The 18,263-nt window shown below is 69.8% G+C and carries 16 protein-coding genes; 7 read left to right on the top strand and 9 right to left on the bottom strand.

What is annotated here, in order from left to right; genetic code table 11:
- Positions 1 to 161: 161 nt before the first annotated feature.
- The gene (sodB, locus tag KU887_RS13600) at positions 162 to 740 is read left to right on the top strand and encodes a superoxide dismutase [Fe] (RefSeq protein WP_006489396.1); all 579 of its coding nucleotides are present in this window, start codon (positions 162 to 164) and stop codon (positions 738 to 740) included.
- A 104-nt stretch (positions 741 to 844) separates the two neighbouring features.
- On the opposite strand, the gene chrA is transcribed toward sodB, so the two are convergent.
- Complete coding sequence (chrA, locus tag KU887_RS13595) at positions 845 to 2,056, bottom strand: chromate efflux transporter (protein WP_258250423.1); 1,212 nt, start codon at positions 2,054 to 2,056, stop codon at positions 845 to 847.
- A 97-nt stretch (positions 2,057 to 2,153) separates the two neighbouring features.
- Positions 2,154 to 2,861: a Crp/Fnr family transcriptional regulator gene (locus KU887_RS13590; RefSeq protein WP_006491070.1), complete on the bottom strand. Its 708-nt coding sequence runs from the start codon at positions 2,859 to 2,861 to the stop codon at positions 2,154 to 2,156.
- Between the two features lie 81 nt (positions 2,862 to 2,942).
- Here KU887_RS13590 and KU887_RS13585 point away from each other — a divergent pair, with 81 nt between their 5' ends.
- From KU887_RS13585 to KU887_RS13575, 3 genes are all read left to right on the top strand, one after another.
- A complete protein-coding gene (locus tag KU887_RS13585) occupies positions 2,943 to 3,467 on the top strand; it encodes a DUF962 domain-containing protein (RefSeq protein ID WP_058901754.1) in 525 nt (174 codons plus the stop codon).
- A complete protein-coding gene (locus KU887_RS13580) occupies positions 3,460 to 4,515 on the top strand; it encodes a 2-dehydropantoate 2-reductase (RefSeq protein WP_048988985.1) in 1,056 nt (351 codons plus the stop codon). The genes KU887_RS13585 and KU887_RS13580 overlap by 8 nt, the downstream gene beginning before the upstream one ends.
- A 99-nt stretch (positions 4,516 to 4,614) precedes the next feature.
- Positions 4,615 to 5,220 carry a bifunctional 2-polyprenyl-6-hydroxyphenol methylase/3-demethylubiquinol 3-O-methyltransferase UbiG gene (locus tag KU887_RS13575; RefSeq protein WP_006496464.1) on the top strand — a complete coding sequence of 202 codons (606 nt, stop codon included), beginning with the start codon at positions 4,615 to 4,617 and terminating at the stop codon, positions 5,218 to 5,220.
- Between the two features lie 19 nt (positions 5,221 to 5,239).
- Here the strand turns inward: KU887_RS13575 and KU887_RS13570 are convergent, their stop codons facing one another.
- Entirely contained in the window at positions 5,240 to 6,514 is a 1,275-nt protein-coding gene (locus KU887_RS13570) for an EAL domain-containing protein (RefSeq protein WP_006496463.1), read from the bottom strand.
- Positions 6,515 to 6,680: 166 nt separating this feature from the next.
- Positions 6,681 to 8,117: a multidrug transporter subunit MdtD gene (gene mdtD, locus KU887_RS13565; protein ID WP_006490788.1), complete on the bottom strand. Its 1,437-nt coding sequence runs from the start codon at positions 8,115 to 8,117 to the stop codon at positions 6,681 to 6,683.
- A gap of 254 nt (positions 8,118 to 8,371) precedes the next feature.
- On the opposite strand from mdtD, the gene KU887_RS13560 reads away from it, so the two are divergent.
- Positions 8,372 to 8,695: a DUF2917 domain-containing protein gene (locus KU887_RS13560; protein ID WP_058901753.1), complete on the top strand. Its 324-nt coding sequence runs from the start codon at positions 8,372 to 8,374 to the stop codon at positions 8,693 to 8,695.
- Here KU887_RS13560 and KU887_RS13555 read toward each other — a convergent pair.
- Complete coding sequence (locus tag KU887_RS13555) at positions 8,668 to 9,900, bottom strand: citrate/2-methylcitrate synthase (protein ID WP_062884356.1); 1,233 nt, start codon at positions 9,898 to 9,900, stop codon at positions 8,668 to 8,670. The two genes, KU887_RS13560 and KU887_RS13555, sit on opposite strands and share 28 nt — an antisense overlap.
- Positions 9,901 to 10,046: 146 nt before the next feature.
- Here KU887_RS13555 and KU887_RS13550 point away from each other — a divergent pair, with 146 nt between their 5' ends.
- Positions 10,047 to 11,438, top strand: coding sequence for a CoA transferase (locus KU887_RS13550; RefSeq protein ID WP_058902286.1), 1,392 nt, complete (start codon positions 10,047 to 10,049; stop codon positions 11,436 to 11,438).
- A 21-nt stretch (positions 11,439 to 11,459) separates the two neighbouring features.
- Here KU887_RS13550 and KU887_RS13545 read toward each other — a convergent pair whose 3' ends face one another.
- Positions 11,460 to 12,206, bottom strand: coding sequence for a GntR family transcriptional regulator (locus KU887_RS13545; protein WP_006489667.1), 747 nt, complete (start codon positions 12,204 to 12,206; stop codon positions 11,460 to 11,462).
- Between the two features lie 167 nt (positions 12,207 to 12,373).
- Between KU887_RS13545 and KU887_RS13540 the strand changes: the two genes are divergently transcribed.
- The gene (locus KU887_RS13540) at positions 12,374 to 13,219 is read left to right on the top strand and encodes an aldo/keto reductase (RefSeq protein WP_077055740.1); all 846 of its coding nucleotides are present in this window, start codon (positions 12,374 to 12,376) and stop codon (positions 13,217 to 13,219) included.
- Between the two features lie 27 nt (positions 13,220 to 13,246).
- Here the strand turns inward: KU887_RS13540 and KU887_RS13535 are convergent, their stop codons facing one another.
- From KU887_RS13535 to fusA, 3 genes are all read right to left on the bottom strand, one after another.
- Entirely contained in the window at positions 13,247 to 14,641 is a 1,395-nt protein-coding gene (locus KU887_RS13535; RefSeq protein WP_258250422.1) for a hypothetical protein, read from the bottom strand.
- A 291-nt stretch (positions 14,642 to 14,932) separates the two neighbouring features.
- A complete protein-coding gene (locus KU887_RS13530) occupies positions 14,933 to 15,943 on the bottom strand; it encodes a HoxN/HupN/NixA family nickel/cobalt transporter (protein ID WP_034201438.1) in 1,011 nt (336 codons plus the stop codon).
- A gap of 166 nt (positions 15,944 to 16,109) precedes the next feature.
- Positions 16,110 to 18,221, bottom strand: a complete 2,112-nt coding sequence (fusA, locus tag KU887_RS13525; protein WP_006496147.1) for an elongation factor G — start codon at positions 18,219 to 18,221, stop codon at positions 16,110 to 16,112.
- Positions 18,222 to 18,263: the final 42 nt, after the last annotated feature.

Raw genomic sequence — 18,263 nt, 5'->3', positions numbered from 1 at the left:
GCATCGTCGGGTTCGTCCTGCCGGACGTTGCGCCAGCATCGCTTTTCCGCATACCGCGGATAAATGGCCCGTGAGTTTGCGGGGTTATTCGTCCTCGCCTACAATCGGACGCTCGGCAGCATCCAACACAGCCTCCCTACATACTCAACGAAGGAATCGCCATGGCTCATACGCTCCCGCCGCTCCCGTACGCTGAAGACGCACTCGCGCCGACCATCTCGAAAGAGACGATCGAGTACCACTACGGCAAGCACCATCAGGCTTATGTGACGAACCTGAACAATCTGATCCCGGGCACGGAATTCGAAAACCTGCCGCTGGAAGAGATCGTGAAGAAGTCGTCGGGCGGCATCTTCAACAACGCCGCGCAAATCTGGAACCACACGTTCTTCTGGAACAGCCTGTCGCCGAACGGCGGCGGCGCACCGACGGGCGCGCTGGGCGACGCGATCAACGCGAAGTGGGGTTCGTACGACGCATTCAAGGAAGCGTTCACGAAGGCCGCGGTCGGCACGTTCGGTTCGGGCTGGGCATGGCTCGTGAAGAAGGCCGACGGTTCGCTCGACATCGTGTCGACGAGCAACGCCGCCACGCCGCTGACGACCGCCGACAAGGCACTGCTGACGATCGACGTGTGGGAACACGCGTACTACATCGACTACCGCAACGCCCGTCCGAAGTTCGTCGAGGCGTTCTGGAACATCGTGAACTGGGACTTCGCAGCGAAGAACTTCGCATAAGTCCGCCGCCTGCGCGCCGCCACGGCGCGCGGCATCGAAAAAAAGCCCTCGTTTCGAGGGCTTTTTGTTTTTTGTCTCGCCCCGAACGCGTCGAATCGGCCGGATCAGCCGGCCATGCCCAGCACCCAGCCGAACGTGGCGCTCGCGATCACCACGGCCCATGGCGGCACGCGCCAGAACACCAGCGCGACGAACGCGACCAGCGCGGCGGCCAGGTCGCGCGGCGCGACGATCGTGTCGGTCCAGACCGGGTGATAGAGCGCGGCGAGCAGCAGCCCGACGACGGCCGCGTTCACGCCGGCGAGCGCGGCCTGCATGTGCGCGCTGCGGCGCAGGCGTTCCCAGAATGGCGCGGTGCCGGCGATCAGCAGGAACGACGGCGCGAAGATCGCCGCGAGCGCGATCGTGCCGCCGGGCCAGCCGTTCGGCGCATCGCGCAGCGACGCACCGAGGAACGCCGAGAACGTGAACAGCGGCCCCGGCACGGCCTGCGCGACCCCATACCCGGCCAGGAAAGCCGAATCGCCGACCCAGCCGGGCGCGACCACGGCCGCCTGCAGCAGCGGCAGCACCACATGGCCGCCGCCGAACACGAGCGCGCCCGTGCGGAAGAACGCATCGACGACGGCGAGCGTATCGGAGCGCAGCGCGCGGGCCGCGAACGGCAGCGCGACGAGCAGCGCCGCGAACAGCGCAAGCCACAGCACGCCCGCGCGGGGCGACACGTGCAGCGGCAACGGTTCGTGCGCGTCGCGCGCCGGTTGCGGCAGCAGCACGAGACCGGCCGCGCCAGCCACGACGATCACCGCGATCTGCGTCCACGCGGCCGGCGCGAGCAGCGCGACGCACGCGGCCGCGGCCATCAGCGTGACGCGCCGCGCATCCGGGCACAGCGTGCGCGCCATGCCCCACACGGCTTGCGCGATCACCGCGACCGACACGATGCGCAGCCCGTGCAGCGCGCCGGCTTCGATCGGTGCGCCCGTCGCGTGAACGCCGAGCGCGAACAGCATCATCAGCAGCGCCGACGGCAGCGTGAAACCGAGCCACGCGGCGAACATGCCGGCGTAGCCGGCGCGCGCGAGCCCGATCGCCATCCCGACCTGGCTGCTCGCCGGCCCCGGCAGGAACTGGCACAGCCCGACCAGATCGGCATAGGTGCGCTCCGTGAGCCAGCCGCGCCGCGTGACGAATTCCGCGCGAAAGTAGCCGAGATGCGCGACCGGCCCGCCGAACGACGTGAGACCGAGCCGCAGGAACGCGATGAAGACGGGCCACGGATGACGGGCGGGGGCGGGGAGGGGCGACGTGTTCAAGGCGGTGCGCGCGGCGGACGGAACGAGCCGCCACGATAGCGCAACTCGGCGGCCGCGGGGCAGCGCGTAGCGGCCGGTCGGGGCCGTTGTGCGGGGTTCAGTACGGGCCGTCGCCGAGCCCGCTCGCGCGCCGCAACGCATCGATGTCGACGAGCTCGATCTCGCCGACGTGCAGCCGCACGACGCCGTCGGCCTGCAGCGCCTTCAGCAACTGGTTGGTGGTCTGCCGCGTCAGCGACAGCATCGACGCGAGCGTTTCCTGCGACAGCCGGATATGCGTGCGCCCGGCGCTGATGCCGCCGTAGCCCTCGGCGATCATCAACAGCCGCGCGGCGAGCCGCTGCGCGGCCGGCATCACGCTCATCGACTCGACCGTCAGGAAGCTCAGGCGGAGCTTTTGCGCCATCAGCAGCGCGAACTGCCGCCAGTATTGCGGCGTCGCATCGAGGATCGCGAGCAGTGCAGCCTGCGGCACGTGCAGCAGCAGCGTGTCGTCGAGCGCGACGGCGTCGTGCGTGCGCGGCTGGCCGTCGAACAACGCGATCTCGCCGAACCACGTGACGGGCTCCGCCACCGTCAGCAGCGCTTCCTTGCCGTGCGGATCGACCGCGCCTATCGTGAGTGAACCGGCCAGTACCGCGTACAGCCCGCACGGCGGGTCGCCGCGCCGGAACAGCGCATGGCCGGACGGCAGGCGGCGCAGCGTCGCGCGGGCGATCAGGTCGGCGCGCAGCGCGGGCGGCAGCCCGGCGAACCACGGGTTCGCTTCGATCTGCGGCAGGTACGGGGCGAGCGAAGAAGGCATGGGCACGCGATGTCGGGTAGCTGACAGAGGTTCTCGGGCGTGACGCGCATCATAGCGCTCGATGACCGATCAGGAGACACCATGAAGACCCTCGAAGACCATCTTTCCCAGTATGCGGCCTACCATCGCGACGCGCGCAACATCGCGACGCATCTGGTCGGCATCCCGATGATCGTGTTCGCGGTCGAGGTGCTGCTGTCGCGGCCGGCGCTCGGGATGCCGGCCGGTATCGCGCTGTCGCCGGCGCTGCTGCTCGCCGTCGTGTCGGCGCTGTTCTACCTGCGTCTCGACCTGCGGTTCGGGATCGTGATGACCGTGCTGCTCGCGCTCGGCCTGTGGGCCGCGCAGTCGCTGGCGCCGCTGCCGACCGCGCAATGGCTCGCGATCGGCATCGGCGCGTTCGTCGTCGGCTGGATCGTGCAGTTCGTCGGGCACTGGTTCGAAGGCCGCAAGCCCGCGTTCGTCGACGATCTGGTCGGCCTGGTCGTCGGGCCGCTGTTCGTCGTCGCCGAGGTCGCGTTTTTCGCGGGGCTGCGCGCCGACGTGCGCCGCGAAGTCGAGCGGCGCGCCGGCCCGGTGCATGGCGGCGCGCATTCGCATGTCTGATGCGCCGGCCGGGCCGGTCTGCGTGTTTGGCGCGGGCGCGGTCGGCTGCTATCTCGGCGGCCGTCTCGCGGCGGCCGGCGCGCACGTGACGCTCGTCGGCCGCGCGCGGATCGGCGACGCGATTCAGCTGCACGGGCTCACGTTGACCGATCGGCGCGGTTATCGCGCCGCGCTTGCGCCGGCCGATGTCGGATTCGCCACCGAGCCGGCCGCCGCGGCCGACGCACGGCTCGTATTCGTCGCGGTGAAGTCGGCGGCCACGCGCGAGGCCGCCGCGCAACTGGCCGGCGTGCTGCGGCCCGGCACGATCGTGATCAGCTTCCAGAACGGCCTGCACAACGCAGACGTGCTGCGCGACGCGCTCCCGCAAGCGACGGTGCTGGCCGGCATGGTGCCGTTCAACGTGATCGAGCGCGGTCCCGGCGCGTTTCACCAGGGTTCGGCCGGCACATTGGCGACCGACGCGTCGGCCGCGCTGCAGCCGTTCATTGGCCCGTTCGCGCGCGCCGGGCTGCCGCTCGTGCTGCATCGCGACATGCGTGCCGTGCAGTGGGCGAAGCTCCTGCTCAACCTGAACAACGCGGTCAATGCGCTCGCGAATGTGCCGCTGCGCGACGAACTTGCCCAACGCACGTACCGGCGCTGCGTCGCCTTGGCCCAGCGCGAGGCGCTGCACTGGCTGGCGCGGGCCGCGATCCGGCCCGCGCGGTTGACGCCGCTGCCGGCCGCGTGGATCCCGGCCGTGCTCGACCTGCCGGATGCGGCGTTTCGCGTGGTCGGCGGCCGCATGCTCGCGATCGATCCGCTGGCGCGGTCGTCGATGTCCGACGATCTCGCCGCGCACCGCGCGACGGAAGTCGAGTGGATCAACGGCGAAATCGTGCGGCTGGCCGGGCGCTTCGGTGCGCCGGCGCCGGTCAATGCGCGGCTGTGCGCGCTCGTCCACGACGCGGAACGTGCGGCGGTGCGTCCGGCGTGGCGCGGCGATGCGCTGTGGGCCGACCTCGCCGCGCGGGCGCCGCATGCGGGCCATGTGCCGGCCGCGTAGGCTGGCGGTGCTCCCGGCGTCGACCACGCGGCGGCGCGGGCCGTGCGCAACGACTAAGATGCGGAGTGCGTCATACGACGCCTTTGCGGAGCAATCGCCATGGTGGATCGCCCGACCCTCGATGCCTACGACGCGCATGCCGCGCAATACGCGCAGGACTGGCTCGACCAGGCCGCGCCCGACGACATGTATGCGCTGCTCGAACAGCATTTCTCGCCGGGGCTGACCGCCGACGTCGGCTGTGGCGCGGGGCGCGACACGGCCTGGCTCGCGTCGCGCGGCTTCGACGTGCGCGGCTACGACGCGAGCGCCGCGCTGCTCGACGAGGCGCGGCGACGCCATCGCGGTCTGACGTTCGAACTGGCCGCGCTGCCGGCGCTGGCCGGCGTGCCGTCCGGCGCGTTTCGCAACGTGCTGTGCGAAACCGTCGTCATGCATCTCGAACAGGCGGACGCCGCGGCGGCTGCCGCGCGGCTGGCTGATCTGCTGATGCCGGGCGGCACGTTGTACCTGAGCTGGCGGGTGGCCGGAAGCGGCATGTTGCGCGACGAGCGCGGCCGCCTCTATACGCCGCTCGATTCGGCGCGGATGCATGCGGCGCTGGGCGCCGGCGTGCATGTGATCGACGAACACGAGGTGGTCAGTGCGTCGTCCGGCAAGCGCGTGCACCGGCTGATCGTGCGCAAGGCGGGCGGCGACGCGTGAGCGCGCCGCGCCGGCGCAGTTACTCGCGGCTGAGGGCCGCTTCCCAGTTGATGTCGACGCAGAGCACCTGCATGCCCGTCGCGGCCGGTGCGGCGATCGACGCGGTCACGCACAGGTGGGCCTCGTTGATCGACAGGTAGGGCGCCGTCAGATGCACGCCGCCCGGCGCGCGCATCGCATCGATGAAGTACGGGCGGCGTTCCCAGCTCGCGCCTTCGGAATGCAGCAGCGGCCGGAAACGCTTCGCGCGTTGCGATACGCTGCCGCGCGCGAGCACGTTGTCGCCGATCTGGCGGCCCGATGCGTCGAGCAGGAAGCAGCGCGCGGTCTCGGGCAGCCCGAGCACGGCGGCGGCCGCATCGACGAGCGACTCGCCCGCGCCGAGCCGGCGGCTCGCTTCCTCGAGCGCGGCGACGTACGGCGCGAGCCGTTCCGCCTGCGTGCGCTCGCGCTGCGCGACGCGCAGCCGCAGCGCGGCCGACAGCGTGTCCATGCAGCCCGCAGCGGCCTGCGGCTGTACGGGATCGACGCTCGGCCCCGCGAAGTACTGGCCCTGCACGAAATCGACGTCGCATTCGAGCGCGATCAGCGCGTCGCGTTCGGTCGCGAGCCCGCCCATCAGCACGAGCTGGCCGGATTCGTGCAGCAGCGACACGAGCCCCGGCAGCACGCGTTCGAGATGCGAGTGCTCGCTCGCCTGCGCGAGGATGCCGCGGTCGAGCGTGACGATGTCCGGATGCAGGTGCCACACGCGATCGACGTTCGAATGCTTCGCGCCGAACCCGACGAGCGCGATCAGGAAGCCGGCCTTGCGCAGCCCGTCGATGATCGCCGCATAGCGCGGCGTCTCGCCGCCGGCCTGTTCGGGCACCTCGAGCACCACGCGGTGCGGCGGCAGCCCGAGCGCCTTCAGGTTCGCGAGCAGCGCGTCGCCGTAGATGGTGTCCATCAGCGCGGCCGGATGCAGGCTCAGGAAGAGCCATTCGTCGTGGCTGTCGAACGCGTGGAAGTTGCCGAGATGCAACGATTCGGCGAGCCGGCCGAGCTCGAGCAGGTCGCCGCGCCGCGCCGCCTGCGTGAACACCTCGTGCGACGCCACCTGGCGGCTTTCCTCGTCGTGCGCGCGCAGCGACGCGTGATAGCCGATCGCGCGCCGGTGCGACACCGAGAACACGGGCTGGAACACGCTGAACACGGTGTAGCCGCCGTACAGCACGGTGCGCCGGTTCCCGTCGTCGCCGGCGACGGGGCGGGGCGGCTGAAAGCCGGGGGGATCGATTTCGATCATGCTCATGATGTCGGCCGAAGGGAGACTGCCAGTTTACCTACAGAATAGGCGAGCAAGAAGCATGCACGGCTGCGCGCTGCGTGCGGCCGCCCGTCGCGCTTGGCACGCGCACGGGGCCGGGTCGCGTTGCACCGCGATGGTGCGCGCCGGCCCGATTCGGCGCGCGCCGCGCTCACGCGCGCTCGGACGGATCGGTCTTGCGCGCGGTGCTGCGGATCTCGGGTGCGAGCTGCGCGAAGATCCACGCGGACGCGGCCGTGATGATCCCGACGCAGACGAACGTCGCATGGAACGCCGGCAGCGTGTTGCTCGGCGTCACGGTGCGCAGCATGCCGGTGAACGTCGCGAGCAGCGCGCCGGCGACCGTGACGCCGAGGCTCATCGACAGCATCTGCACGAGCGAGAACAGGCTGTTGCCGCTGCTCGCGCCGCCGGTGCCGAGATCCTTCAGCGTCAGCGTGTTCATCGCGGTGAACTGCATCGAGTTGAACCCGCCGAACAGCGCGAGATGCACGACCTTCACCCACACCGGCACCGTGTCGCGCATCAGCGCGAAGCTCGCCATCATCACGCCGACCATGATCGTGTTCGCGAGCAGCACCTTGCGGTAACCGTGCCGCGTGATCAGGCGCGTGATGATCCGCTTCGAGAACATGCCGGCCGCCGCGACCGGCAGCATCATCAGCCCGGCCTCGAACGCCGAGTAGCCGAGGCTCACCTGCAGCAGCAGCGGGATCAGGTACGGCATCGCGCCGCTGCCGATCCGCGCGAACAGGTTGCCGAGCAGCCCGACGCTGAACGTGTGGATCTTGAACAGCTCGAGCGAGAAGATCGGCTGCGGCGCGCGCACCGCGTACAGTCCGTACGCGACGAAGCACGCGAGGCTCAGGATCAGCAGCACGAGCACGGCTGCGTGCTGCATGCCGAGATCGGCGAGCCCGTCGAGCGACAGCGAAATCGCGACCATGCCGATCGTCAGCAGCAGATAGCCTTTCAGGTCGAAGCGGCCGGCGGCCGGGTTGCGCGAATCGGGCATCGAATAGAAGGTCGCGATGCAGCCCGCGACGCCGACCGGCACGTTGATCAGGAAGATCCAGTGCCACGACGCGATCTTCACGAGCCAGCCGCCGAGCGTCGGCCCGATCAGCGGGCCGATCAGGCCCGGAATCGCGACGAACGACAGCGCGGGCAGGTAGCGTTCGGCCGGGAACGTGCGCAGCACCGCGAGCCGCCCGACCGGCAGCAGCATCGCGCCGCCGACGCCCTGCACGATGCGGAAGGCGACCAGTTGCGTCAGCGTATGGGCGTTCGCGCACAGCAGCGAGCCGAGCGAGAACACCAGGATCGCGCTGAAGAACACCCGCCGCGTGCCGAACGTATCGGCGAGCCAGCCCGACACGGGGATCATCACCGCCATCGTCAGCGAGTACGCGATCACGACCGATTGCATCCGCAACGGCGATTCGCCGAGGCTCGCGGCCATCGACGGCAGCGCCGTGTTGACGATCGTCGCGTCGAGCGTCTGCATGAAGAAGCCCGTCGCAACGAGCCAGAGCATCACGGTGAGGTTCTTTTCGCCGGGAGCGGCGGCAGGCGGGCGTTGGAACATGACGGCGGGGCGGTGGCGCGGGACAGCCGACATTGTAGGGAAAGCCGCCGCGCCGTGCAGGTTCGGGCGGCACTCATGTGGCCTCGACGACCCGACCCGATTCGGCGCGACCTCGGCCGGCCCGGCCGCCGGAGGCCTGTCCTCGTCGGGCGGCCAGTACAGTTCGGTCAAAAGCGTCTGCGGCCGTATCTGTCCGTGTACCGCCGCCGTCCGAAATACTGGTGTGATCGAACCCGTGTGACCAGGAGGCTGCCATGCGCGAACTGCGACTTTACGTGATGGACGGCGACGAGCCGGCCGGACGGTGGCGGATCGTCGATCGCACGCTGCTCGAGGTGGCCGAAGGCGACGTGTGGGTGACCGTCGAGGGCCGGCCAGACGATCACTGGCTGGGCGCCGGTGCGTCGCTGACCTTGCTGCCCGGCACCCATGCGTGGGTCAGCGCCGGGCCGCGCGGCGCGACGTTCGCGTTCGGCCCGCTCGCGGTGTCGGCCGTGCGCACCGCGCCTGCATGGTGGCGCCCGTTCGCCGTGTGGCGCGACGGCCGGCGTCACCCGGCCGCATCGCTGCCGACGTAGCGGGCCCGCGGTCGGATCAGCTTTCCTTCCGCGTACTGTTCGAGCGCATGCGCGATCCAGCCGGCCGTGCGGCCGGCCGCGAACAGCGTGAACGCCGCGCCGTCGGGCAGCGCGAGCGTGCGCTCCAGCACCGCGAGCACGAAATCGATCGTCGGCCGCAGGCCCGTCGCCGCTTCGACGCGTGCGGCGAGCGCGCGCGCCATGCGCAGCGCCGGCCGCTCGGGCGCCGTCGCGTGCAGTGCATCGAGCAGCGCCCGCGCGCGCGGGTCGCCGTCGGGATACAGCGGGTGCGCGAAGCCGGACAGGGCCGTGCGGCCGCCGTCCGCGCGTTCGTCGTGCGCCAGCCGCAGCGCGAGGTAGCGATCGAGATCGGCGGCGCGGGCCGCTTCGTCGAGCAGCGTGCCGGCCCGGAACGTCTCGCCGCCGTGGCGCGGCCCCGACAGCGCCGCGAGCCCGCCCGAGATCGCGCCGAACAGGTGGCTGCCGGTCGACGCGATGCAGCGCACCGCGAAGGTCGACGGATTCAGTTCGTGATCGGCGCACAGCACGAGCGCGCGCCGCAGCAGGTCGGCGTCATTGCGCCGCCGCACGCGCCACGCGGACGCGAGCTGGCGGTGCACGGGCGCGTCGCCCGGCGCGATGCCGGCGAGTGCGGCCGTCGCGACGCGCAGCAGCAGCGCCGCGGCATCGAGCTGGGCGTCGCGCCCCTGCGCCCACAGGCGCGGCAGCGACGCGGCGGCGGCCGGCAGCAGCACCAGCGCGCGTTCGAGCGGGGCGAGGTGCGCCCAGCGACGCGCCCAGTCGTCCCACTGCGCCGCGTCGAAACCGGTCGACGCGAGCGACGTGGCGGCCAGCCGCGCGGGCGGACAGTCCCAGAGCCGCGCGGCCGTTTCTTCGAGGGTCGCTGCATCGGCCAGCGCGATCGCATCGGCGCCGCGGTAGCGCAGGCGGCCGTCGGCGATCTGCGTGATCCGCGATTCCAGCACCGGCACGCCCCAGTCGAGCGAACGTTCGGCGACACCGCCCGCGCGTTTCGCATCGGCGCGGCGGCGCGCGAGCAGGCGCACTTCGTTGGCGTCGTAGCGGCGGCGCTTGGTCGCGCCGTCGGGCAGCGAGCGCAGCAGGCCGCGGCTCACGTACGCGTAAAGGGTGCTCACGCTGACGCCGAGCATGCCGGCGGCTTCCTGCGCACTGAGGGATGTCATGCCGGTTGCTCCTGGCGGCGCGCATGAAGCGCGGGCCCGCTACAACTATTCGTTATGTATTGATTCGCGCAATCAAGATTGATCGCGGCTGTCGCGAATTCTAGACTCGATTCCGTCTCCTCGACGGCATCCTCTTCACCATGACCATGACACCCGAACGCGCATTGACGCATCTATGGCAACTCGCAGACGGCGAACCCGACGCGCTGGCCCGCACGACCGTGACCGGGCAGGACCCGGCGTTGCCGTCGACGTTTCATGTCGGCACGCTCGCCGCCGCGACGATCGCCGCGGCCGGGCTCGCGGCAGCCGAATGTCATCGGCTGCGCACGGGCATCGCGCAATCGGTCGACGTGTCGGTGCGCGACGCGCTCGTCGCGTTTCGCAGCGAGCGCTACCTGCGCGTGGACGACGGGCCGCCGCCGGAGTTGCGTCATCCGGTGACCGGTTTCTTCGAGACGGGCGACGGACGATGGATTCAACTGCACGCGAATTTCCCGCATCACCTGCGCGGCATCCTCGACGTGCTCGGCTGCGGCCCGCAGCCGCCCGACGTCGCCGCGGCGATCCGTACGTGGGACGGCGCGGCACTCGATACCGCGCTGGCCGACGCCGGTCTGTGCGCGGCATTGATCAGAACCCCTGACGAATGGGCGGCGCACGAGCAGGCGCGCGCGATCGCGTCGCTGCCGCTGTTCGAGATCGAGCGGATCGGCGACGCGCCGGCCGAGCCGATCGGCCGCGGCGAGGCCGATCGGCCGCTGGCCGGCGTGCGCGTGCTCGATCTCACGCGCATCATCGCTGGGCCGGTCGCGGGCCGCACGCTGGCGTCGCACGGCGCGCAGACGCTGCTCGTCAACGGTCCGCACCTGCCCAACATCGCGCCGCTCGTGATCGACAACGGACGCGGCAAGCGCTCGACGTGGATCGATCTGCGCGACGCGGCGGGCGTCGATACGCTGCACGCGCTGGCACGCGAGACGGACGTGTTTCTGCAGTCGTACCGGCCCGGCGCGCTCGCGGCGCGCGGCTTCACGCCGCAGGCACTGGCGGCGCGGCGGCCCGGCATCGTCTACGTGTCGGTGTCGGCGTACGGGCGCGCGGGGCCGTGGGCGAAGCGGCGCGGGTTCGACAGCCTCGTGCAATCGGCGAGCGGAATCGCCTGGCAGGAGCAGCAGGCCGCGCATGCGAGCGGGCCGCGCCATCTGCCGTGCCAGGCGCTCGATCATGCAACGGGGTATCTCGCGGCGTTCGGCGCGATGATCGCGCTCGCGCGGCGGGCGCGCGAAGGGGGCAGTTGGCACGTGCGGATGTCGCTCGCTCAGACGGGGCGCTGGCTGCAGTCGTTCGGCGCCGTGCCGGACGGGTTGCAGGCGCCCGATCTCGCGCTGGCCGACGTGCGCGACCGGATCGATCGCGTCGCGTCGCCGTTCGGCGTGCTCGACACCGTGCGGCCGGCCGAGTGGTTGTCGGCAACGCCGCCGGCGTTCGCGCGGCCGCCCGTGCCGCTCGGCACCGACGACGCGCGCTGGTTGTGAGGGCCGCTGGCGCGGCTCGCGTTACTTGCGCAGCTCGACGACGAAATCGTAGTAGTCGTTGCGGCAGTAGGTATCGGTCAGTTCGATCGCGCGCTGGTCGGACGTATAGCCGATCCGTGTGATCAGCAGCAGTGCGTCGTGCGGGGCGATGCCCATCTGCTCGGCGATCTCGTCGGTCGCGTTGACCGCGCGGAAATGCTGCAGCGCGCGCACGATCGGCGTGCCGCGTGCTTCGAGATAGCTGTACAGCGAGCCGACGATCGCCTGCGGATCGGGAATCAGCGTCGCGGGGAACGTCGAGTTCTCGACGGCCATCACGATGCCGTCGGCGAGGCGCAGGCGTTTCAGGCGTGTAACCGATGCGGCCGGCGACAGCCCGAGCTGGATCACTTCGTCGCGGTTGGCGGGCTGGATTTCGCGTGCGAGCCACTGCGAACTCGGCTTGAAGCCGCGGCGCTCGAGCATTTCGCTGAAGCTCGACAGTCGCGACAGCGGATCCTCGTAGCGCGGCTGGATGAAGTTGCCCGCGCCTTGCGTGCGGCGGATCAAGCCTTGCTCGACGAGCAGCGCGATCGCCTTGCGCGCGGTGATGCGCGACACGCCGAGCGCTTCGGACAACACACGCTCGGAAGGCAGCGCTTCGCCGGCCGTCCAGCGGTTGTCGTGGATCGCATCGCCGAGCTTGCGGGCGAGCTGCAGGTAGAGCGGCGTATCGTTGTCGGGGTCGGGGCGCAGGTCCTGCCAGCGGTCGTCCGTGGGTGCCTTCATACAATGGGTATCGATCAGGTTGCGGCCATTCTAAGTCATCATGCCGCGCCGTTATAGCCGGTTTTTGCCGTGTAATAGGCCGGGGGCGCACCGATTGACTACACTGATGCGTCGTATTCGATGCTTCGGCCGCGGTGTGCGGCCACGAACCCGCAACGAGGAAACGCATGACAGACACGATCGCCACGGTCGTTTTGCCAAACGGCGAGACGATTCCGAAGCTGGGCCTGGGCACCTGGGAAATGGGCGAGCGGCCGGCGCGGCGCGCGGACGAGATTGCCGCGTTGCGCGAAGGCATCGAACTCGGGATGACGCTGGTCGATACCGCCGAGATGTACGGCGACGGCGCGACCGAGGAACTCGTCGGCGACGCGCTTGCGGGCCTGCGCGACGACGTGTTCCTCGTCAGCAAGGTCTATCCGCATCATGCGAGCCGGCGCGGCGTCGTCGCCGCGTGCGACGCGAGCCTCAAGCGCCTGCGCACCGATCGCGTCGACCTGTACCTTCTGCACTGGCGCGGGTCGGTGCCGCTCGAGGAAACCGTCGCGGGTTTCGACGCGTTGCAGCGCGCGGGCAAGATCCGCCACTGGGGCGTCAGCAATTTCGATACGGCCGACATGGCCGAACTCGTCGACGAGGCGGGCGGCGGTGCATGCGCCACCAACCAGATTCTCTACAACATCGCGCGACGCGGCCCGGAATTCGACCTGCTGCCGTGGCTGGCCGACCACCGGATACCGGCGATGGCGTACAGCCCGGTCGATCACGGACGGCTGCCGAAACGCTCGCCGCTCGACGAGATCGCACGGTTGCGCGGCGTGTCGGTGACGCGCGTCGCCCTGGCATGGGTGCTCGCGCAGCCGGGGGTATTCGCGATTCCGAAGGCGTCGCGGATCGAACACGTGCGCGACAACCGCGCCGCGCTCGATTTCGTGTTGAGCAATGACGAGCGCGCGCAGCTTGACGCGTATTTCCGTCCGCCGCGCAGCAAGCGCGCGCTCGAGATGCTCTGACCGGAGTCGGCCGCGCAACGTGTCGGGTCAGTGGTTGCCGCCGGACGATCCGCCGTTGCCGTGACCGCCGCCGTTGCCGGCGCCATGGCCGTTGCCGACGCCGTTGGCCCCGCCATTGCCGGCGCCACCACTGCCATTGCCGTTACCGTTGCCGCCGCCATTGCCGTGGCCACCGGTGCCATTGGCGCCGCCGCTTCCGCCGTTGCCTCCGCCGGCACCGCCGCTATTGCCGCCATTGCCACGGCCGTTGCCGACACCGTTGGCGCCGCCATTGCCGGCACCGCCGCTGCCGTTGCCATTGCCGTTGCCGCCACCATTGCCGTGACCGCCGCCGCCGTGACCGCCGCCGTGACCGCCGCCGTTGCCGCCGCCATTGCCGCCGCCGTGACCGCCGCCGCCGCCGTTGCCGCCGCCGCCGCCGCCGTTGCCGCCGCCGCCGCCGCCGTTGCCGCCGCCGCCGCCGCCGTTGCCGCCGCCGCCGCCGCCGCCGCCGCCGCCGTTGCCGCCGCCGCCGTTGCCGCCGCCGCCGTTGCCGCCGCCGCCGCCGTTGCCACCGCCACCGCCACCGCCACCGCCACCGCCACCGCCGTTACCATGGCCGCCGCCATTGCCGTGACCGCCGCCGTCACCATGGCCGCCGCCATTGCCGTGACCGCCGCCGTCACCATGGCCACCACCGTGGCCGTGACCGCCGCCATCACCGTCGCCATCGCCGTGGCCGCCACCATGGCCGTGACCACCGCCATCACCATCGCCGCCACCACCGTGCCCACCGCCACCTGAGGTGCCGCCACCTGAAGTGCCACCGCCCGAAGTGCCGCCACCTGAGGTGCCTCCACCGGAATTGCCGCCACCTGAGGTGCCGCCACCTGAGGTGCCGCCGCCTGAAGTGCCACCGCCCGAAGTGCCTCCGCCCGAGGTGCCGCCACCTGAGGTGCCGCCACCGGAAGTACCACCACCGGAAGTGCCGCCACCCGAACCACCGTTACCCGACGCATTGCCTCCGCGGCCGGTGCCGCTCGTACTGCCTGAAGTTCCACCTGTCGTTCCACCGACACCGGCGGGTCCGACGGCCCCGTTCCCGTTATTTCCGCCGCTACCGGTCCCGTTGCCACTGCCATTACCGGTGCCGCTGCCGCTTCCATTCCCATTACCGCTGCCGCTCGCACCGGCCCCGCTGTTGCCGACGCCCCGGCCGGCATAAACGTGCACCGCGCACGCGGCCGGATTGGCGGCGCACGGCGAGGCATTCTCGACCAGCGTCATGATGGTGTCCGCGCTGGCGTTCGCGGCGGACGCGGTGTCGGGCGTGGTGTTTTGTGCGACGGCATACGAGCAGCAGCACGCAAACGCGGCCGCGGCCAGCAAGGTTGCACGAGGGCGCCGTCCCGCCGCGCGGAACGGTTGTTTCGTCTTATGCATCATGGCCTCCCCATGCGCGCGATGTCTCGTTGCCGCGCGACTATTCACGTGTGGTGCAGGGGGGGCTTAAAAGATTCGTTGTCCTATCGTCAGCCGATGACCTCCTGGCCAGCGCTTGACGCTAGCCGCGAACGCGGATCGGCACGCGGGCCCGCCGTGCGCATCCCACTCTGCGAGATTCGTGCCATCGGCCGCGCGGGGCCGTGGCGCAAGGCGGGCGCAGTCGCGTGACCACGCATGCAACGTCGTTGGGGAGGGTTTTGTTTCCGGAATGAAACGTCGGGGCGTCGTTCAGCGCGCCGGCGCGTCGGCCGCGCGCTGCCAGCGGTGAAACAGGATCGACGCGATCCAGCAGACGAGGAACAGCGCGACGATGCCGTAGCCGATCGAGCCGAAGCGTTCGCCGAGCGCATCGAGCGTGTCGCGCACGGGGCCCGTCAGCGACAGCTTGTCGGCCAGCAGTCCGGCTGCCTCGATCCCGCCGATCGCCAGCGCGACGGCCGCCGACACGAACGTGATGCTCGCGTTGTAGAGCAGCTTGCGCTGCGGATCGTCCATCGCCCAGCCGTATGCGTGAATCATCAGCACGTTGTCGGTCGAGTCGATCAGCGTCATGCCGGCCGTGAACAGCGCGGGAAACAGCATGACCGTATAGATCGGCAGCCCCTGGCTCGCCTGCGCGGCGGCAATCGCGAGCAGGCCGATTTCGGTTGCAGTATCGAAACCGAGCCCGAACAGCACGCCGACCGGGTACATGTGCCAGCTCTTCGACACGAACCGGAACAGCGGGCGCAGCAGCCGCGATACGAGGCCGGCGGGGCGATGATCATGCGCGCCGTCGTGCGCGGGCGCGGATACGCCGCGATAGCGTCGCCACACGTCGCGCAGGATCATCAGGTTCACGCACGCGAGCACCAGCAGGAACGTGGCCGATACCGCCGTGCCGATCGTGCCGCCGATATCGCGGAACGCATCGAACCGGTCGCGCAGCGCGAACGCAGTCAGCGCGATGCCGAGCGTCGCGGCGATCACGATCGTCGAATGGCCGAGCGAGAAGAACAGGCCGACGCTCACCGGACGCTGGCCGTCCTGCATCAGCTTGCGCGTCGCGACGTCGATCGCGGCGATGTGATCCGCGTCGACCGCGTGACGTAGCCCGAGCCCGTACGCGATCGCCGCGGTGCCGAGCAGCAGCGGATGATCGCGCAGCACCGCGAGCGCCCACAGCCAGACGGCGACGTTCGCGGCGATCAGGCCGGCATAGAGAGTCAGCAGGCGGCGCAGGGCAGGGGTGGGCGGCATCGGGCGGGTTCCATCGGACGAATCGCGATCCATTGTGGCACGCGAAAAAAATGTCCGGCGTGCCGATCAAAAAGCCGCGCACGCCGTGGTGCGCCGGATGAAAAAAAGGCCCGTCCGGAACCGGACGGGCCTTGCGTGCCTGCGACAGCGCGCGGGCGAACGGCGCTTACTTCGTCTTCGCGCTGATCACGCCTTCCGATACGTTGGCCGGCGTTTCCGCGTACTGCTTGAACTCCATCGTGTACGTCGCGCGGCCCTGCGTGGCCGAGCGCAGCGACGTCGAATAGCCGAACATCTCCGCGAGCGGCACTTCGGCGCGCACGAGCTTGCCGCCGCCGCCCGCGATGTCCTCCATCCCCTGCACGATGCCGCGCCGGCTGGACAGGTCGCCCATCACGTTGCCCATGAACTCCTCGGGCGTCTCGACCTCGACGGCCATCATCGGCTCGAGCAGCACCGGCTTCGCCTTGCGCATCGCTTCCTTGAACGCCATCGAGCCGGCCATCCGGAACGCATTTTCGTTCGAGTCGACGTCGTGGTACGAACCGAACGTCAGGTGCACCTTCACGTCGACGACCGGGTAGCCCGCGAGCACGCCGCTCTTCAGCGTCTCGGTGATGCCCTTGTCGACGGCCGGGATGAACTCGCGCGGAATCACGCCGCCCTTGATCTCGTCGAGGAACTCGTAGCCCTTGCCCGGGTTCGGCTCGAGCGTGATCACCGCATGACCGTACTGGCCGCGCCCGCCCGACTGCTTGACGAACTTGCCTTCGACGTCGGCCGCCGTCGTGCGCACCGTTTCGCGATACGCGACCTGCGGCTTGCCGACCGTCGCCTCGACGCCGAACTCGCGCTTCATCCGGTCGACCAGGATTTCGAGGTGGAGCTCGCCCATCCCCGAAATGATCGTCTGGCCGGACTCTTCGTCGGTCTGCACGCGGAACGACGGATCTTCCTGCGCGAGACGGTTCAGCGCGAGGCCCATCTTTTCCTGGTCGGCCTTCGTCTTCGGCTCGACGGCCTGCGAGATCACCGGTTCCGGGAATTCCATCTTTTCCAGGATGATCGGCTTGGCCGGATCGCACAGCGTGTCGCCGGTGGTCGCTTCCTTCAGACCGACGGCCGCCGCGATGTCGCCCGCGCGCACTTCCTTGATTTCCTTGCGCTCGTTCGCGTGCATCTGCAGGATCCGGCCGAGCCGCTCCTTCTTGTCCTTCGTCGCGTTGAGCACCGTGTCGCCCGACTCGACGACGCCCGAATACACGCGGAAGAAGATCAGCTGGCCGACGAACGGGTCGGTCATGATCTTGAACGCGAGCGACGAGAACGGCTCGTCATCGCTCGGATGACGTTCCGCCGGCTTTTCCGGATCGGCGAAGTCGTGGCCGAGGATCGCGGGCACGTCGACCGGCGACGGCAGGTAGTCGATCACCGCGTCGAGCATCGCCTGCACGCCCTTGTTCTTGAACGCGCTGCCGCACAGCATCGGCACGATCTCGTTCGCGATCGTGCGCTTGCGCAGCGCGGCCTTGATCTCGTCCTCGGTCAGCGATTCATGGTCGTGCAGATACTTCTCGAGCAGTTCCTCGCTCGCTTCGGCCGCGGCCTCGACCATCTTCTCGCGCCATTCGTGCGCGAGCTCGACGAGGTTCGCGGGGATGTCCTCGTAGGTGAACTTCACGCCCTGGCTTTCGTCGTCCCACACGATCGCCTTCATCTTCACGAGATCGACGACGCCCTGGAAATGGTCTTCCGCGCCGATCGGAATCTGGATCGGCACGGCGACGCCTTTCAGCCGCTCGCCGATCTGCTTCTGCACGCGGAAGAAGTCGGCGCCGATCCGGTCCATCTTGTTGACGAACGCGATGCGCGGCACCTTGTACTTGTTCGCCTGGCGCCACACGGTTTCCGATTGCGGCTGCACGCCGCCGACCGAGTCGTAGACCATGCACGCACCGTCGAGCACGCGCATCGAGCGCTCGACCTCGATCGTGAAGTCGACGTGCCCGGGCGTATCGATGATGTTGATCCGGTGTTCCGGATAGTTGCCGGCCATGCCCTTCCAGAAGGCGGTGGTCGCCGCCGACGTGATCGTGATGCCGCGTTCCTGCTCCTGCTCCATCCAGTCCATCGTGGCCGCGCCGTCGTGCACTTCACCGATCTTGTGGCTCACGCCGGTGTAAAACAGGATGCGCTCGGTCGTCGTGGTCTTGCCGGCATCGATGTGAGCGCTGATCCCGATATTTCGATAGCGCTCGATGGGGGTTTTGCGGGGCACGTGAACCTCCTGGTGGTTCGGATCGTAAGCGGGCCGTCTGAT

Source organism: Burkholderia sp. EMB26, assembly GCF_024730645.1.
Classification (GTDB): Bacteria; Pseudomonadota; Gammaproteobacteria; order Burkholderiales; family Burkholderiaceae; genus Burkholderia; species Burkholderia cenocepacia.
This window is presented reverse-complemented; position numbering and strand designations above follow the sequence as displayed.

What these genes read in the sequence shown, in the direction of transcription:
- sodB (WP_006489396.1), top strand. Translation starts at nt 162, where the DNA reads ATGGCTCATACGCTCCCGCCGCTCCCGTACGCTGAAGACGCACTCGCG.
- KU887_RS13590 (WP_006491070.1), bottom strand. Translation starts at nt 2,861, where the DNA reads ATGCCTTCTTCGCTCGCCCCGTACCTGCCGCAGATCGAAGCGAACCCG.
- KU887_RS13585 (WP_058901754.1), top strand. Translation starts at nt 2,943, where the DNA reads ATGAAGACCCTCGAAGACCATCTTTCCCAGTATGCGGCCTACCATCGC.
- KU887_RS13580 (WP_048988985.1), top strand. Translation starts at nt 3,460, where the DNA reads ATGTCTGATGCGCCGGCCGGGCCGGTCTGCGTGTTTGGCGCGGGCGCG.
- KU887_RS13575 (WP_006496464.1), top strand. Translation starts at nt 4,615, where the DNA reads ATGGTGGATCGCCCGACCCTCGATGCCTACGACGCGCATGCCGCGCAA.
- KU887_RS13570 (WP_006496463.1), bottom strand. Translation starts at nt 6,514, where the DNA reads ATGAGCATGATCGAAATCGATCCCCCCGGCTTTCAGCCGCCCCGCCCC.
- mdtD (WP_006490788.1), bottom strand. Translation starts at nt 8,117, where the DNA reads ATGTTCCAACGCCCGCCTGCCGCCGCTCCCGGCGAAAAGAACCTCACC.
- KU887_RS13560 (WP_058901753.1), top strand. Translation starts at nt 8,372, where the DNA reads ATGCGCGAACTGCGACTTTACGTGATGGACGGCGACGAGCCGGCCGGA.
- KU887_RS13555 (WP_062884356.1), bottom strand. Translation starts at nt 9,900, where the DNA reads ATGACATCCCTCAGTGCGCAGGAAGCCGCCGGCATGCTCGGCGTCAGC.
- KU887_RS13550 (WP_058902286.1), top strand. Translation starts at nt 10,047, where the DNA reads ATGACACCCGAACGCGCATTGACGCATCTATGGCAACTCGCAGACGGC.
- KU887_RS13545 (WP_006489667.1), bottom strand. Translation starts at nt 12,206, where the DNA reads ATGAAGGCACCCACGGACGACCGCTGGCAGGACCTGCGCCCCGACCCC.
- KU887_RS13540 (WP_077055740.1), top strand. Translation starts at nt 12,374, where the DNA reads ATGACAGACACGATCGCCACGGTCGTTTTGCCAAACGGCGAGACGATT.
- KU887_RS13535 (WP_258250422.1), bottom strand. Translation starts at nt 14,641, where the DNA reads ATGCATAAGACGAAACAACCGTTCCGCGCGGCGGGACGGCGCCCTCGT.
- KU887_RS13530 (WP_034201438.1), bottom strand. Translation starts at nt 15,943, where the DNA reads ATGCCGCCCACCCCTGCCCTGCGCCGCCTGCTGACTCTCTATGCCGGC.